Below are 17,131 nucleotides of genomic sequence, written 5' to 3'. Positions count from 1 at the left end.
ATGGCGCGATTCCGGGTGGTGACCAAGCACCAGATATCGGGGTGGCGGTTTCTGCTGCGCCGGATCGAGCACGCGCTGGTGCGGCGCGAGGTCTCCATGATCGACGATCCGCAGCGCGGCCGGTCCACCGCGCTTTCGATCGGAATCGCCCTGGCCTGCGTCGTCGTCGCGGGAGCGGCGGTGATGGCCTTCTTCAAGCCGGCCAAACAGGTCGGCAACGCCGACATCGTCGCCGACAAGAACAGCGGCGCGCTCTACGTGAAGGTCGGCGGGCGACTGTATCCGGCGCTGAACCTGACCTCGGCGCGGCTGATCAGCGGTAAGGCGGCCGACCCGGTGCCGGTCTCCCAGCAGGAGCTGGACAAGTATCCGCGCGGTCCGTGGGTCGGGATTCCGGGCGCACCCGACAGTATGGTCGGCAGCACCGACCGCGATTCCTCGTGGTCGGTGTGTGACACCACCCGGACCGGCGCGGACGCACCGATCGACCGGTCTACCGGCCTGCCCACGACCGCCGGCTCCGCGGTGGTCACCACGGCCATCGGCGGTCCGCTCACCGTGGACGACGACACCACCCATGAGCTGTCCGGCGATCAGGCGCGACTGCTGCGCAACGGTTCGCTCACCTGGCTGGTCTACGACGACCGTGACAAGGGTGTGGTGCGCGCGGCGATCGATCTGCGCGACTCCGCGGTCACGCTGGCACTCGGTATCGACGCCACCATGCCGGTTCCGCAGGCCTCTCGCGGGTTGATCGAGGCGATACCCGAGATGCCTCCGCTTCGTGTGCCCGACGTACCCGGCGCGGGCGGGATCACCACCCTCTCCTCGGGTCTGTCGGTGCCCGTCGGGTCGGTGCTGAGCGTGTCGAGCCCGGACCGTCCCTCCTCCTACTATCTGGCCTCGCAGTCGGGCCTGGTGCAGATCAGTGCGGTGCTGGCGGCCGTCGTGCGCAATGCCGACTCGCACGGCACGGCCACCACCATGGCGGTGGGCCCCGATGTGGTCGCCGCGAATCTGCGCCCCGGATCCTGGCCCGGCACCGAGGATTATCCGGCGCGTGCCGTACAACTCGTCGACCCGAACCGTTACGGCGTCACCTGCTATCACTGGTCGCGCGGCGGCCGTGACCCGAATGCGAGCACCCAGCTGCTGTACGGGCGCCGGCTCCCGCTCACCGCCGAGCAGCAGAGCCGGATCGTCGGCTTGGTCACCGCCCCGGCTTCGCACGGGGCCACCGCCGACACCGCCTATCTTCCCGGCGGCACCGGCCGGTTCGTCCAGGTTACCGGCGCGAATCCGGCCTCGCCGCTGCGGGAGTCGCTGTACTGGATCTCCGACAGCGGCGTGCGCTACGGGATCGACGTGGCCCCGGACGGCAACGGCGATCAGACTCTGGCCGCACTCGGCCTGCGGGCGCCGCTGCCCGCGCCGTGGAGTGTGGTGTCGCTGTTCGCGGTCGGCCCCGCGCTGTCCCAGCGTGACGCACGCATCCAGCACGACGGGATTCCGTCCGACAAGTCCGCGGTCGGTCTGCCACAGCAGTCGGAAGGTGGGGGTCCATGACCAGCACACGCCGCTTCGTCCGCCCGGCCCGCGCCGAACGCGGGCCGAAGGCGCCGGCGGTCACGGAGCTGCGGTTGCAGCCGCCCACCGAATTGCCCAAACCCGTTCCGCCGTCCCGGATTCGGATGATCATGCCGGTCGTCATGGTCGCCGGTATGGGCGGGATGATGGTCATGATGTTCCGCAACGGTGGCGGAGCCGTCAACCCGATGATGATGTTCTTCCCGGTCATGATGCTGGTGTCGATGTTCGGCATGATCGGCGGGGGCATGGGCGGCAACGGTTCCGGCGGTGCCGCCTCGCTCAACGAGGAACGCAAGGATTATCTGCGGTCGATCGGCGAGAACCGCAAGACGGTGCACACCGCCGAAGCCGAGCTCTACACCTATCTGCGCCACACCCATCCCGGCCCGGCCGAGATCGCCCGCCTCATCGGCGGGAAGCGGATGTGGGAGGTGCAGGTGGCCAGCCCGCAATTCCTGCGGGTGCGCATCGGCCGGGGGCGCATCGCCAATCAGGTCCGCGTGATCGTGCCCGAGGCCGCCCCGACCTCCGATCTCGATCCCGTCGGCGTCGTCGAGGTCACCCGTTTCGCCAAGGCGTATTCGACGGTGGGCGGGATGCCGGTCGCGATCAACCTGCTGTCGGCCCCGCAGGTGGGATTCGACGGCGATCAGGAGGCGGTGGCCGGCTTGGTGCGCGCGATGGTCGCGGAGATCGCGGTGTTGCACGGACCGGATCAGGTGGCCGTCGCCGCCGTGCTGTCCGATCCCGATGCCCCGCGGTGGGCGTGGCTCAAATGGCTTCCGCACACCCAGCATCCGAGCGAAACCGATGCCATCGGTTCGAGCCGGATGGTCTATCGCACGGTCGCCGAACTGCGGTCGAAGGTGCTCGCCGGACTCAACCGCGGCCCCTTCTCGGCCAACAGCCAGCCCACCCTCGATCGCACGCATTACATCCTGCTCGTCGATATCAGCGGCCCGGCCAGCGAACGCGATGTCTCGGGTGTGGACGGCTGCACCTGGGTGCGGTTGGGCAGCACAGAACAGAGTTTGCCGCGCGCACTGAAATTCACCGTCTCGCAGGATCGCGAGTTGCACGAGGTGACCGCACGCGGGCTGCGCCGGGTGGGTGTCGCCGATACGATCTCGGTTCCGGCCATGACGGCCCTGGCCCGCGCCCTGTCGCCGTTCCGGCTGTCCACGGTGGTGGAAGCGGTGGTCGCCGAACAGGCCGGTACCGGGACATCCTGGGAGGAAATGGTCGGAATCGCCGACCCCGGCGCGATCCGCGCGGAGCAGCAGTGGCCGCGACGCCGCGACATCGACCGGGCCCGGCTCAACATCCCGTTCGGCCACGACCCCGCCGGACAGGTGGTCTACCTCGATATCAAGGAGTCGGCCGAGGAGGGCATGGGCCCGCACGGCATGTGCATCGGCGCCACCGGATCCGGTAAGTCGGAATTCCTTCGAACCCTGGTCCTTTCGGCCGTCGCGACCCATTCGCCGGATGTGCTGAACCTGCTGCTGGTCGACTTCAAGGGTGGTGCGACCTTCCTCGGCTTCGACCGCCTGCACCATGTGACGGCGGTCGTCACCAACATGGAGGAGGAAGCCGATCTCGTCACCCGTATGGAGGACGTGATCAACGGCGAGATGGCGCGCCGGCAGCGCGTTCTGCGCGATGCCGGCAACTTCGCCAATGTCGCCGACTACGAGCGCGCCCGCGAACAGGGCGCGCAGCTGGCGCCGCTGCCCACCCTGCTGATCATCCTCGACGAGTTCGCCGAACTCCTCGAACAGCATCCGAACTTCGCGAAACTGTTCGTCGCCATCGGCCGGCTGGGCCGCTCGCTGCGCATCCATCTGCTGCTCGCCTCGCAGAAGGTGCCCGCGAACCGGATGGGTGAGCTCGAAGCCCACCTGTCCTACCGAATCGCGTTGCGCACCAACCAGACCAGCGACTCCCGCGACGCCATCGGCACCGCCGACGCCTATCACCTGCCCAAGAAGCCAGGGTCGGGGTATCTGCGGGTCGGCGCGGGCGATCTGCAGCGATTCCAGGCCGCGTACGTGGGCTCGCCCTATACGCCGCCCGCACAGGCTTCCTCACCGGCGGACGCGCAGCGCGCCCGCCGTCCCGGTGGCGGATACAAACCGCCGCAACGGTTCACCGCCGCCCACGTCGCCGCCACGCGCCCGGAACCGGTCGTCGAGCCGCGGCTCGTCCTGCCCGACGCCGAGGACGACAACGATGCGGTGACTCTCATGGAGACCGTGCTCGCGCAGCTGGCCGGACACGGCCGTCCGGCCCACAAGATGTGGTTGCCGCCGCTGGGTGTGCCGCCCACCCTGGAACGTCTGGTCACCGCCGTTCAGCCCGGGACGCTGCAGATTCCACTGGCGATCGTGGACAAGCCGCGCCAGCAGCGTCAGGACGTGTGGACCGTGGATCTGTCGGCCGCGGGTGGTCACCTCGCCGTTGTCGGTGGACCGCAGTCGGGTAAATCGACCGCCTTGCAGACGTTGGTGATCGCGACCGCACTGACCCACACTCCCGAACAGGTGCAGTTCTACTGCCTCGACTTCTCCGGCGGTCTGTCCGGCCTGCGCGGCGTGCCGCATGTGGGATCGGTGGCCTCGGCGCGGGAGGGGGACCGGATCCGGCGAACCTTCGCCCTGATCACCAACCTGATCGCCCACCGGCAGACGCTGTTCAGCGAGCTGGGAATCGACAGCATGCGCGAATTCCGCCGCCGGCGTCAGTCACCGGCGGAATCGGCGGAGCTGACCGCCCGCGGCGACGAACACGGTGACGTTTTCTTCGTCATCGACGGGTGGGATATCGGATTCTCCGTCAATGGGCCGTATTTCGACGAATATCTGCCCGTGATGGAAACCATTGCGCTGCAAGGCCTCAACTTCGGAATCCATCTGGTGATCAGTAGTTCGCGCTGGGCGGCCATCCGGCCGAACGTCAAGGATCTGCTGCAGACCCGGCTGGAATTGCGGCTCGGCGATCTCACCGACACCGTCTTCAACAATCATCGGGCCGTGGTCGCGTCCATTCCGCCCGACCGTCCCGGCCGCGGCATTTCGGCCGACGGCCTGCACATGCTCACAGCGCTGCCCCGGATCGACGGATCCGGCGACGCCGAGACCGCCGCACAGGGAATGAGCGCGGCGATCGCGGAATTGGAGCGGCGGTTCGAGGGACGCCGGGCACCCGCGGTCAAGCTGCTGCCGGCCCAGATCACCATGGCCGAGATCGTCACGGGGCGGCAGGCGCCGCAGACACTGGCGCAGCGGCTGGTGCTGCCGTTCGGGGTCCGGGAATCCGATTTGAGCCCGGCCACAGTCGATTTCGGAGTGTCCACGCATTTCGCCGTCATCGGCTCGCCGGGCTGCGGCAAGTCGACCGTGCTCGCCGCGCTGCTGGAATCGATCCGCACCCAGTTCACCCCTGATCAGGCGGTGGTGGTGCTGATCGACTACCGGCGTCAGCATATGGAGGCGATTCCGGACGAACAGCTGATCGGCTATCTGACCAGCGAGCGCGACCTCATCGACAGCCTGCCCGGCTTCGCGCAGAAGATGCGCGGCCGGCGCCCACCGGACAACGTCACTCCCCAGCAGTTGCGGGAGCGTTCGTGGTGGAACGGCCCTGAGGTCTTCGTGGTGGTCGACGACTATCACATGGTGGCCGCGCGTGGTGGACTCAATCCGCTGGATCCGTTGAAGGACCTCATCGTCGACGGTCGCGACACCGGATTCCATCTCATCGTCGCCCGCAATATCGCGCAGGCCGATATGGCCCTGTACGACAACGTGCTCGGGCAGATCAAGAATCTGAACAGCTCCGGATTCATCATGGACGGCTCGAAACTCGACGGCATGTTGATCGGTGACGTCAAGGCCACCAAACAACCGGTGGGCCGGGGCATCTTCGTCGAGCCGCTGCAGTCGCGCCGAGATCTGGTCCAGGCCGCATGGATACCACGGCCGGAATAGCGCGAAGGTGTGGTGTATTCCGCACGACATTCCCAAGGGCGGGAATGCCATAGCGTTCTTTCTGTAACCGCTCACACCAGAGTCGGCGTCACTTGTGAGGAGACCTCCATGTATCTCCAGTTCAGTCCGGAAGTCATCGCTGCTGTTTACAGCACGAACACTGCTGTCGCCACCACGTTGTCCGGCTTGATGCAGTCCGCGGCCGCGGCCAGTACTCCGGCTCCGCCGAGTGCGGATCCGGTGAGCGCGGGGCTGTCGTCCGCCTTCACCAGTTATCAGGGCGGCTTCTTCAACATCACCAACAACGGCATCACGAAGTTCCACGAAGGGAACAGCAAGCTGCCGGAATCGATTCAGCGATACGAATTCAGCGATGGCGAGGGCGGGGCGCAGGTCGGTTCCGCCGGCGCCGGCGTCGTATCTATCTGACGACTCGGCTGGGAGTGCGTGATGGACGCGGTTTCCGGTGCGGCGGCTGGGGCCGCGGCCGGTACGAGTGTGGCCGGAGACATCGGCTGTTCCGCGGCAGACCCCGCTGCTACTGCGCAGGCGGCGCTCGAGCTGGCTATTGTGGCCGGCCTGGCGGTGGAAGCGATGCAGACGCTCGCTTTCGGCGCCCTTCCGCCGGAGGTGAATTCGGCACAGCTGACCGCGGGCCCCGGTCCGGCTCCGATGATGGCCACCTCGGCCGCCTACGGGGCGGTAGCGGAGGCATTGTCGGCAGCGGCCGGCGGATTCGAGGGATCCAACGGAGTGATGCAAGCTTCGTGGCAGAGCGAAGCCGGTGATCGCGCACACAGCGCATTCAGCAATCACACGATGTGGTATCGGGAACAGGCCGGCGTCGCCCAGCAGATGTCGAACCTGGCAGCCAACGCCGGAGCGGCCAACCTCGCTGCGCGCGCGGCGATGCCGCCCTTGCCGGTGATCCTCGCCAACCGGGCAGCTGCCGCGGTGCTGACGGTCGAGAACATCGCATGTCAGGGCGCGGTGACGCCGCTGCTCCTGGAAAACGAAGCAGAGTACCTGTGGATGTGGGTACAAGCGGCGCAGACGATGGAGTCCTACCAGGCGGAATCGACAGCCCTGATCGCCGCCATGCCGCCACCGTTGGTGGCGCCGACCATCGCCGGCGAGGGCGGAAGCCCTCCGGGGACAACGTATTTCAGTCCAGCCGATCCACCGCCGCACAGCGGTGGCGGCGGGTACCACGGGACCTCAGGTCCCGGCGGACCGAGCGGGCCGAGCGGGCCGAGCGGGGGTTCCGGCGACGGTTCCGGCCATGTCACCGGAGACGGGCTCGATCCGGCCAAGCCCGCGGGGCCGACCGATACGGCCGTCGATCCCGCTCAGACCACGCCAGGCGGGTCCGAGGCCCAGAGCGCGCTGTCGGATGTCAACAACACCATGTCGTCGATGACCGACTCGCTGGGCAATTCCGGCGGTGACGGCGGCTATCTGACCGAAGAGCAACACGGCTTCTACGGCACGTCACCGTACTCGACGACCCTCATGGGCCTCAACGGTGGTGTGGGCAGCGCGGTCACGTTCTCGATGGTCCGTGGCGGGCTCGGCGCGGTGCCCGCGTCCGGCACCGGATTCCGGATGCCGGCCAACTGGGGCCAGATGGGAGCCAAGGCATTCGGCCCGCTGCCCGGTGAACCGGCCACCGGTCCGGTGCCGCCACGCAACGTGCCGCGAGGTGCGGTGGCGCCCAAGGCGCGGATGCGCCGGCGTCGCGACGACGAGAGGAAGCCCTCGAAGGTCTTCGTGCCGGGTGACCACGAGGAGGTGCCGGTGCTCGAGAAGGCGCCCGTGGTCGGCGTCATCGAATACGCGGACGACGACCACACGATCGACTCCGTACCGGAATTGGTGCCGGCACTCGGTGTGCTCGACCGCATCGAGGACGAGCCCGTCCCGGTCTCGATGGATGTCCCCGGTGAATACCGGAGTCGCGACTAGCGCGCCGGTCACCGGCCCCGGGCATCCCCTCAACGTCTCCGCCGAGCGCGGAGCCGACTGTGAAACGAACTTCGAAAGGAATGAGAAATGACCAACCCCAATATCTTGCAGGGAACATCGGACGACTGGAACACCGGTGCCACCAAGACCGCACTGGCGCTCGGTGAGCTGGAGAACCAGCTCCGCACCCTGGATGCGACTCGGCACGGTTTGAACACCGCCGTCAAGAGTCAGCACACGGGCACGGCGATCGACAGCACCCTCAACGATCTGCACATCAGCGGTAAGAATCTCGCGAACGAACTGCAGCGCATCCTGTCCGAGATCCAGAAGCGCGGTGGCAAGGTCGACATGGACGACCTCGACGCCGCACAGAAGGTGCTCGCCGGCGATGGTAGCGACGGGAGTCTCAACATCACCGACGGATCCGGCGGTGCCTTCACCAGCACCGGAATGTCCGGCAAGATCAACACCTCCTTCCCCTCGTAGCCGCTGGTAGCGCCGCAGATCTCATTCCCGGAAAACACACGAAAGGTCCGATGAATCATGGCCGGAAATATGTACTTCAATTTCGCTCAGGTCGATGAGCACCACACCACGCTCAAAACGCTCGGTCAGGCGATGGAGGACAATGTCAACAACCTGAAGAACCTTCAGGGAACGCTGGCAAACCTCCTGGGTGGTGCGGCCTCGGAGGCATACCAGGAGGTCGCGGGGAAGCTGAACGGTTTGCTGCTGGCCCACCAGTCGAACCTGGTTCGCCTCAACACGCAGATCCACTTCGCCGCCGGTAGCCAGGGCATGGTCCAGATCGCCGACAAGGCCAGCGCCGCGAGCATGCGTGGCTGATGCGCAGGAGGATCCGATAGCGATCGATCTGAATGTCGATGCCGCCCTGCTGCTTCGGCATCTGGTCGGCATCGACTCCTATCCTCCGGTACTGGCATTGCTGCCCAATATCTACCGCGTCGAGGATCGGGAACGGGTGTACTCCGTCGTCACCGATCAACTGACCGAGGCGGGGATGATCGTCGACGGTCAGGTCCACCCGACGATCGAACATTGGCTGCACTGCCTGTACCGGCCGGATGTGGAATTGATCGCCCGGATCGTCGACACCGGTCTCGACGGCGGTCCGAAAGGCATGCTGCGGCTGTCGTTGGTCCGCTCGGACGAGACACAGGTGCTCGCGGTGCGGTCCGACGACCATGTCGTCATCCAGTCCGTACCCGCGGGCGACCATCGCCTGGACACCCTGACCGAGGCGTTGTCGGCCGCGCTCGGGCCCGCCCAGGCGCTGGATTTCACGCCGCTGTCGGCGTGGGCCGAAGACTTCGACGAGGTTCCGTCCGAGCCCGACGAGCGCCGGCGGGCGCTGGTCGAACTCGGCGCCGAGCCGCGCACGGCGAGTCTGCTCTCCCGCGTGCTGAGCGAGGTCGCCCGGCGTGCGGAAATCGTCGTGACCGAACATCATGACGGTGCCACACCTCGGCCCGAGGTCTGTATGACCGTGCTCGACAGCCTGCCGGGCCGAATCATCGTGACTCCGAGTGTGGCGTTGGACGGACGGATTCGGGCGACGTACGCGCCCGGGGACGACGCGGCATTGCACGCCGGCGTCGCGGCACTGGTGGACCTTCTACCCGGGCGCAGCTGGTTCGAAACCAGTCGGGTCGAATAGGACCGTCCGCCGCGTGTTTTCGAGAGGATGAGTGACATGAACCGAGCACCGAGTACGAATGGGCATGCGGCCGAGGCCGTCCGGGCTCGGGGTGGTTACGACGCCTTCTTCGCGGCGGTGCCCGATCAGCCGGGTCCGGCGCCCACCGGCGCCGGTGACTCCGCTGCCTCGATGTCGCCCGCCTCCACAGGTGTTCCCGGAAATGCCGCCACGACAGCGGGTTCCGCATCCGGCGCGGCCGCCCCGCTCCCGAGCGAACCGGTCGGCGCGATGTCCGCGGACGCCGCACGTCCTGCCGCGCCCCCGACCGGAGCACCGCAGTCGAATACGGCACAGACGAATTTCCCCCCGCAGGCTTCGGTACCACCGGGATCCGCGCAGCCGGGTTCGGCAGCACCGAATTCCGCCCAGTCCGGCGCGGCGTCGGCCGCGCCCACGCAGCCGGGTCCGGTAGCTCCGAGTTCGGTGCAACCGGGGGCCGCGCATCCGGGTGCGACGCAATCGGGATCCGTGCAGCCGGGCCCCACGCAGCCGAGTTCGGTACAGCCCGGACCGGCGCAGTCGGCGGCGGCGCGGCCGGAAGCGCACGCGACCACCACGGACACCGCGGCGTCGCAGGCTGCCCCACCGGCGGCCGAAACCGCCGCTGCCGGTTGGCATTCCGCCACCCAGGCCGCGCCGGCGACGTGGCAGCAGACGGCGACCTCACCGCACACCGCCGCGCCGACTCCCTACTCCGCGACGCCGTCGTCCGGTGCATCGGCCGCCTCCCGGGTACCGGAGCGCGTCGAGCGCGGTGTGCAGAACTCCGAGCGCGTCGAGATCCTGCCCGCCGCATTGACTTCCGCGGAACTGCTGGCCGATATCGCCGCGGCCCATCGCGCGCAGCTCAAATCCACCAGCGGAGTGCGGGGTGCGCTGAACAAGGTCGGCTTCAATCTCGGTCTGTCGCCGTCCGAACAACGCAAACAGGATCGCCGTGGCCGTATCCGCCGTCAGCTCAACAGCACCTATCAGATCGCGGTGATCAGCGTGAAGGGCGGCGTCGGCCGCACCACGGTGACCGCTGCACTCGGTTCCACCTTCGCTCGCCTGCGCCCGGACCGGGTGGTGGCGATCGACGCGAATCCCGACTTCGGCGATCTGCCGACCCGGACCCGGCCGCATCCCTACGGTTTGACGCTGCGGGATCTGGTTCGCTCACCGAATCTCGAGGCGTTCTCGGCGGTTCACTCGTTCACCTCGATCAACGATGCCGACCTGGCCGTGGTGGCCTCGCCGTGGAATACGGAATCGGTCGAGGCGCTCTCGGGTGGTGAATACTCCGCCGCCGTCGAGATCCTGCGCCGCCACTACAACCTGATGCTCGTGGATTGTGGTACCGGAGTTCTGGATTCGGCGACCGGGAGCGTATTGAACACCAGTGACGCGGTTCTGGTCGTCACGCCCGCGACCGTGGGCGGGGTGAAGGGCGCGGTCGCCACCCTCAACTGGCTGAATTCGCATGGGATGCAACATTTGATCGCCAAATCGATCGTCGCGATCGTCCACCACCACCCGGTCAAGCCGACGGTCGAGGTCGACCAGATCGAAAAGCTCTTCGCCACTGCTCAGCGGCCCACCTTCGAACTGCCCTACGACGCACATCTGTCCGAGGGCGGCGAGATCGATCTCCGATTGCTCGACGAGGATACGGCCCTGGCGTTCGAGGAACTCGCCGCCGCCCTGGCCGACGGCTTCCCCGGTTCGCCGATGGCCGGCGGCGAACGCGGAGGGTGGCGATGACCGCTGCCTACGCGACCGCCCCCGCGGCGGCCGCGCCCACGGCCGAGGTGGCGCGGGCCCGGATCGCGATCATGGTCGCCACCTATCAGGTCGATGTGGTGGTACCGACCAAATTCACCATCGAGACGTTCATCGACGATCTGCTCGGCGTCCTGGCGCGCGCGATCGACGACGAGAACGTGGATTTCACCCCGCCCAGCGGCCAGTGGAGTCTCGCTCGGCCCGGTGAGCCGCCGATTCCCCGGTGGCGCAGTCTGGCCGACCACGACGTGGTCGACGGCACGGTGCTCATGCTCACCGCGGTGGAGTCGGCGGAGATGTTCACCCCGGTCGTCGAGGACATCACCGACGCCCTGGCGATGATCAACGAACGCGAATTCGCCGAATTCGACCGCGGCACCATCGCGATCGTGGGCGTCAGCGCTCTGGGCGTGAGTGCGGCCGCGGCGGCCGGCATGCTGGCGTGGTCGTGGACCGAGACGGGCTCGGTGTGGTGGTGCGGTCTGCCCGCCCTCTTGCTCGGCGTGGCCTACTGGGTGGCGGCGCTGGTCGTGCGCGGTCGGCGCGTGGCGCTGGGCATCTCGCTGGGCCTGGCGCTGTCGGCCGTGCCGCTGCTGTCCGCCGGTGGCGCGATGCTCGTCCCGCCCGCCTACGGCGAGCCGGGCGCGTTCGCCGCGGCCAATATCGCCGCCGGGGCCGTGGTGGCCGCGGTGTCGGCCGCGACCATGATGCGCGTGACCCGTTTCGGGATCGCCACCCTGATGTCGGTCACCGTGCTGGGTGTGGTGATCACCGCGGCCGCGGTGCCGGCCACCTATCTCGACCTCGCGCTGCGCCAGGTCACCGCCGGACTCGTCTTCGCCGGCCTGATCGTGTTGACGGCCGCGCCCCGGCTGGCGGTCGTGATCGCACGCATCCGTCCTCCGGACCTGCCCGACCCGGGCAGCGAGGTGTCGCCGTCGACCCTGACCGACATCTTCGACGCCGAGGCGGCCCGGGAGGCCGATCCCGAACTCGACGAACAGGACGAGCGCGACCGGCGCCGGGCCCATTCCGGGATCGAGGCCCGTGCCCGGCTGGCCGTGACCAGCCTGCGGGGACTGATGGCCGCGGTCGCGGTACTGCTGTCGGTGGCGACGGTCGTCACCGCGGCGGCGAGTCCGGGCGGGATCCGCGAGATCGTGTTGTCCGTGGCGGTCGCCGGAATTCTGGTGCTGCGCTCGCGCTGGTTCCCGGATCGTGTGCAGGCTCTCGCGCTGGTCTCGGCTGCCGCGGTCACTCTGACCGGCCTCGGGTTCGTACTGGTCGGCGCCTATCACACTCCGGCGGCCCGGCTGGTGGTCGTACTCCTCGCGGTGGCCGCCGCGGTCGCGGCCTGCGTCGCGGCGCTCCGGCTTCCCGGTACGCGCCTGTCGCCGGTGACCCGCCGCGTCATCGATCTGATCGAGTACGCCCTGATCGTGATCGTCCCGGTGATCGCGTTCTGGATCATGGGCATCTACACCGCTATGCGAGAGATCTGATGCGTGCGATCCGATCCGCGAGCACGGCGCTGGTCGCGGTGCTCCTCCTGTTGGGTGCCGGGCCGGCCGCCGCGTTGGACCCGCCGGATGTGGTGGTCGGCGCGGCACCGCCGGACGGTCCGCCCGGACCCGAGGTGCCGACCAAACAGGACAAGGGCTGCCTGGCCGTCGGCCTGCTGCCCAACAGCGACGTCAAACAGACGCCCCCACCCGAACAGGCCCTGGATCTGCGCCAGGCGCGAGCGCTGAGCCGTGGCGGCGGGGTCACCGTCGCGATCGTCGATACCGGTGTCGGTCCCAACCCCCGGCTGCCCAATCTCAGCGGTGGTGGCGACTACGTGTCCGCCGGTGGCGACGGGCTCTCGGACTGCGATGCGCACGGCACGCTTGTCGCTGGAATCATCGGTGCCACAGCGGATTCCGCCGACGGATTCAGCGGTGTCGCACCGGATGCCAGACTGGTGTCGATCCGCTACCGGTCGGGCGCCTTCAGCCCGGAACAGCCGCAGGGCGACGAGGCCACCCAAGCTCCCGCCCGTGAGCTGCGGAACATGGCCCGCGCCATCACCCACGCGGCGAATCTCGGTGCCGGGGTGATCACGGTGTCGTTGCCGATCTGTGTGCCCGCGGATTCGAAAATCGATCAGTCGATGCTCTCGGCGGCCATCGGATTCGCCGTGCATGTGCGCGGCGCGCTCGTCGTGGCCGGAGCCGGCAACACCGGCACCTCGGGGTGTCAGCAGAACCCGCCGATCGATCCGAGCCGTCCGCGCGACTCCCGGAACTGGGGTGCGGTGCAGACGATCTCGACGCCCGGGTGGTTCGGACCGGATGTGCTGACCGTCGGATTCACCACGGCCACCGGCGCCCCGATGGCGGATTCGCTTGCCGGACCCTGGGTTTCGGTCGCCGCGCCCGGCACCGGGATCGAATCGCTCGGACCGGGCGGTGGCGGCCTGATCAACGGCGTCGGCGCACCCGACAAACTGGTCGCCGTCGGCGGCGCCTCGTTCGCGGCGGCCTACGTGAGCGGGGTGGCGGCGTTGCTGCGTTCGCGCTATCCCAACGAGACGCCTCGGGAGATCGCCGCGCGCCTGCAGGCCAGTGCGCACGCACCGGCCCGTGGCATCGACAACACGGTCGGTGCGGGCATGATCGATCCGCTTGCGGCACTGAGTCTTCGGACCGCACCGCGGCAACCGGCGGGCCTGTTCCGCTCCACCGAACTCGTCGTGCCGCCGCCCGCGCGCGCGGCCGACCGCCGCCCGGCGATCGTGGCAGGCATCGTCATTCTCGTCGCGATCGCGGCGGGGGTGGGGGCGAGCTACGCCGGCACGGTGATCGGGAGACGCCGTTGAGCGTGGCGAACATCCGAATCGGTAGTCCGGAGGGCGGACCGATCGTGACGGCTTCGATCGCCGCCAGTTTCGTGCTGGTCGGTGTGTGGGGGCGCGCACCGCTGTGGGTGGGTCCGCTGGTGGTGGTGGCGATGGCGACCGCGGTACTGGTCCGCGTCGACGGGCGTACCGCGGTGCGCTGGTTCCTGGACTGGTGCTCGTACCGGGCCGGTATGGCGGCGCGGGCCCGGGAGCGGGCCCGGCCCCGCGAGATCCACGATGTGGAGGTCGCCGCCGGAGTGTGCGGTATCCACACCGACGAATCGACGCTGGTCGCGATGATCCAGCTGGCGCCCGACCTGGACCTGCCCACCGTGATCGGTGAGGAGACGCTCTACACCGAGGACGTCGTACCGATCGACACGCTGATGTCGATGCTGGATCAGTACGGGATCGCCGTCGATATCGACATCGTGACCACCGGCCAGCGGGTCCGCCCGGCCACCAGCTACAGCATGCTCTACGACCAGTTGATCGGCACCCATCCGGTGGTGGGGGAGCGGATGACCTGGCTGGTGCTGCGCTTGGACCAGCAGCGCAATCTGGCCGCGCTGGCCCGCCGCGGCCCGGTCGAGGTCACGGGTCCGAAAGCCCTTGCCACCGCGGCACATCGGATCGCGTCACGGCTGCGGGAGCGGGGTATCTCGGCGCACGCGCTGCCCGCGGACGCCTTGCGGGAGGCGACCCGGTTGCTGCACGCCGGGGTCGAACCGGCGGAGCTGCGGGAGCGCTGGGGGCAACTGGAATCCCCGGCCTCCGGACGTTGCGTGACCAGCTTCTCCATCGACTGGACCCGGCTGCACGGTGCGGGCCTCGACGATTGCTGGAATTGGAATCGCGGCCGGACCACCCTCGTGGTCAGCCTGGCCGGCGGCGCGCTCGGACCGCGCGGAATCGTGCGCTATGTCGGTCCACCGGTCACCTCGGCGCCGGTCGATTATCTGCGGCGGCTCGGCGGACGGCAGTCGACCGCCCTGCTGGCGACACTGCCGACCGGAACCCCGGTATCCGCGCTGCCGCCCGACGACACCGGCAACGACATCGCCTCCCCGGAGCTGCTGGCGGAGCTGCCGATCACCATCGGACCCAACGGGCAGATTCTCGGATCGATCAGCGGCCGGCCGCAGCACGCCCTGGCCCTGCCGCTGTTCGACCCGGCGCGCTACAACCCGCGCCGCCGCACCATCGATGTGCACGCGGATCTGCCGGTGGCCCAGCAGATCGTGCTGCGCGCCATGGTGGTCGGCGCCGACGTCGAAGTGCATTCGGCGCGGCCGCACCGCTGGTCGCAGCTGGTGTCGGCGGTCGGCGACCCCTCCTCGCTGCGACTGGCGGCCGAATCCGGGCACACCGACGGGGACGGCGGCACCACCGGCGCGCCGGCCACCATCGCGGTGTTCGACCAGATGTCACCGCGTGCCTCGTCCGCGCACACCACCGTGACCATCAACGATCCGGGTACCTCGCGTCGCCGATCCGTGGATCTGGCGATCAACCAGGTCACCGCGACGTCCGTGGATGTCAGCATTCCGATGCGCACGGTGCGGGTGGATCTGATCGAGCCTCGCGGCGAGACCCGCTATTACGACAATCCGGCGCCCCCGGCGGCGGCAGGCGATAGACTGGCGATCACGGCCCCGCAGGTAGGTGGTCCTGGTGCCGACTGACGAATCGGGACGGTAATGTTGATCAATGTGGTGGCGGACTCCCAGACCGATGGTGATATTCAGCCCCCGGACGGCGACGACTCGCTAACACCCCGGCAGAGCGCGGCGGCGATCTTCTCCCGCCGCCTGTCGGAGCTGATCGCGGAATCCGTGGTGTCGACCGAGGACGGCTCGACGCGCTCGCTGACGCTGTATTCGCTGGCGCAACACCTGGAACTGGCGTACCCGGACGTGCCGGTGTCGCAGTCTGGGCTGTACCGGCTGGTGCACGGAGAAGCGATCCCACGGTTGGATCTGATCATCGCGCTGGCCCGGGTCTTCGACGTGCCACCGGAGTACTTCGTCACCGACCGTCCGGACTGACCGGCGAAAACTGTTCTCCCCAGCGGGAATAGTGCCGATGAGGCACGGGTGTGATTGTCGCTACCATCTCCGAACATGCCCGCCGAGGACCAGGAAGATCTCTTCCTACGCCATCGCGGCGCGGTCCTGGACACGCTGCTCTCCGACCCGTCGTTCGGATCGCCCGAATTCACCGCCGACGCCCCGGCTGCCGGTCCGTCGGCCGGCGAGCACCCGAATGGCGTTGGTGCCGTGGCGGATTCCGATTCGGTGCCATCGGTCCGCAGGGTGAACTCCGGTCCGAAGGCCAGTGACCGGATCATGGCGCTGCTCAGCGGTGAATCACCCGCCGGGTCCGCTCAACTCGAATTCACCTCCGACTTCTCCGAGCGTTCGGCCCGGCTCGGCGCGGCGGCGGAGGAGTCCGAGCAACGGGCCGCCGCCGCGCCCGAATCCGGCGAGAAGCCGCCCGAGCGCACCTCGGCCGGTGGGCCGCAATTTCCGCAGGTGGTGCTGGCCCAGCTCCGGAAGCCGAAGATCGCCCTGGCCGTCGCCGCGGCGCTGGCCCTCGTGCTCATACTGGTGCTGGTCACGACCGGCGGTAAGAAGAACGACCACGACCACCTGGCCGTGGTCACTCCGGTGGCGGCCGCACCGCCGTCGTCGAAGCCGGGCTCGGGTCCGGAATCGGCGCCTTCGGAGCCGAACAGCGCCCCGATCAAGGTCCGGTCCGCGCAGGCGCATTGCCCGGCCGGCAGCACGGATGCGATGGACGCCTTCTCGGGTGAGCCGGGCAAGGCGTGGTCCTGTGTGCGGGCGTTCAAGATCGACGGACAGGTCATGACGATCGACCTCGGCAAGAAATACCAGGTCGATTCCATCGGGATCGTGCCCGGCTGGGACAGTGTCGGCAGCGACGGTGCCGACCAGTGGAACAAGTACCGCACGGTGAGCCGGGTGTCCTACCTGTTCGACGATCCGACCGCGACGCGATATACGCAGCAGACGCTGGATCAGCGCAGTCTCGTGGTCACCAAGATGTCTCCCGCGGTGAGCGCCTCGAAGATCACCTTGACGGTTCAGCAGTCCAAGGGCGACCCCTCGATAAACACCACCGCCATCTCCTCGATTGTGATCACGGGACATTGAAACCTCCCCATTCGATCTGCCGGTACTGCTCCCATCGCAATGG

Annotated in this window: 13 protein-coding genes; all 13 read left to right on the top strand. The window is 68.3% G+C overall.

Features of this window, described 5'->3' with window-relative positions; translation table 11 throughout:
* On the top strand, nt 1–1,566 hold the full coding sequence (gene eccB, locus NA3_RS10835; RefSeq protein ID WP_062963384.1) for a type VII secretion protein EccB: 1,566 nt from the start codon (nt 1–3) through the stop codon (nt 1,564–1,566).
* Complete coding sequence (eccCa, locus tag NA3_RS10830; protein ID WP_062963383.1) at nt 1,563–5,579, top strand: type VII secretion protein EccCa; 4,017 nt, start codon at nt 1,563–1,565, stop codon at nt 5,577–5,579. The genes eccB and eccCa overlap by 4 nt, the downstream gene beginning before the upstream one ends.
* Before the next feature lie 108 nt (nt 5,580–5,687).
* A complete protein-coding gene (locus NA3_RS10825) occupies nt 5,688–6,008 on the top strand; it encodes a PE domain-containing protein (RefSeq protein WP_062963382.1) in 321 nt (106 codons plus the stop codon).
* 21 nt (nt 6,009–6,029) lie between these two features.
* Nucleotides 6,030–7,544 carry a PPE family protein gene (locus tag NA3_RS10820; protein WP_128145123.1) on the top strand — a complete coding sequence of 505 codons (1,515 nt, stop codon included), beginning with the start codon at nt 6,030–6,032 and terminating at the stop codon, nt 7,542–7,544.
* 87 nt (nt 7,545–7,631) lie between these two features.
* Nucleotides 7,632–8,033, top strand: a complete 402-nt coding sequence (locus NA3_RS10815; protein ID WP_062963380.1) for a hypothetical protein — start codon at nt 7,632–7,634, stop codon at nt 8,031–8,033.
* Nucleotides 8,034–8,090: 57 nt separating this feature from the next.
* Complete coding sequence (locus tag NA3_RS10810; RefSeq protein ID WP_128145124.1) at nt 8,091–8,393, top strand: hypothetical protein; 303 nt, start codon at nt 8,091–8,093, stop codon at nt 8,391–8,393.
* The gene (locus NA3_RS10805; protein WP_062963378.1) at nt 8,386–9,225 is read left to right on the top strand and encodes an ESX secretion-associated protein EspG; all 840 of its coding nucleotides are present in this window, start codon (nt 8,386–8,388) and stop codon (nt 9,223–9,225) included. Before NA3_RS10810 ends, NA3_RS10805 begins: the two co-directional genes overlap by 8 nt.
* Nucleotides 9,226–9,261: 36 nt before the next feature.
* Nucleotides 9,262–11,010, top strand: a complete 1,749-nt coding sequence (locus tag NA3_RS10795; RefSeq protein WP_227995347.1) for a CpaE/TadZ family protein — start codon at nt 9,262–9,264, stop codon at nt 11,008–11,010.
* Nucleotides 11,007–12,533 carry a type VII secretion integral membrane protein EccD gene (eccD, locus tag NA3_RS10790; RefSeq protein WP_062963620.1) on the top strand — a complete coding sequence of 509 codons (1,527 nt, stop codon included), beginning with the start codon at nt 11,007–11,009 and terminating at the stop codon, nt 12,531–12,533. The genes NA3_RS10795 and eccD overlap by 4 nt, the downstream gene beginning before the upstream one ends.
* Complete coding sequence (mycP, locus tag NA3_RS10785) at nt 12,533–13,891, top strand: type VII secretion-associated serine protease mycosin (protein WP_062963376.1); 1,359 nt, start codon at nt 12,533–12,535, stop codon at nt 13,889–13,891. Before eccD ends, mycP begins: the two co-directional genes overlap by 1 nt.
* Nucleotides 13,892–13,935: 44 nt before the next feature.
* Nucleotides 13,936–15,597, top strand: a complete 1,662-nt coding sequence (eccE, locus tag NA3_RS10780; RefSeq protein WP_227995346.1) for a type VII secretion protein EccE — start codon at nt 13,936–13,938, stop codon at nt 15,595–15,597.
* Between the two features lie 27 nt (nt 15,598–15,624).
* Nucleotides 15,625–15,960 carry a helix-turn-helix domain-containing protein gene (locus NA3_RS10775; protein ID WP_227995345.1) on the top strand — a complete coding sequence of 112 codons (336 nt, stop codon included), beginning with the start codon at nt 15,625–15,627 and terminating at the stop codon, nt 15,958–15,960.
* Nucleotides 15,961–16,035: 75 nt separating this feature from the next.
* Nucleotides 16,036–17,088, top strand: coding sequence for a hypothetical protein (locus NA3_RS10770; RefSeq protein ID WP_062963374.1), 1,053 nt, complete (start codon nt 16,036–16,038; stop codon nt 17,086–17,088).
* Nucleotides 17,089–17,131: the final 43 nt, after the last annotated feature.

The sequence above is a fragment of the Nocardia africana NBRC 100379 genome (assembly GCF_001612635.1).
In the GTDB taxonomy this organism is placed as follows: Bacteria; Actinomycetota; Actinomycetes; order Mycobacteriales; family Mycobacteriaceae; genus Nocardia; species Nocardia africana.
This window is presented reverse-complemented; position numbering and strand designations above follow the sequence as displayed.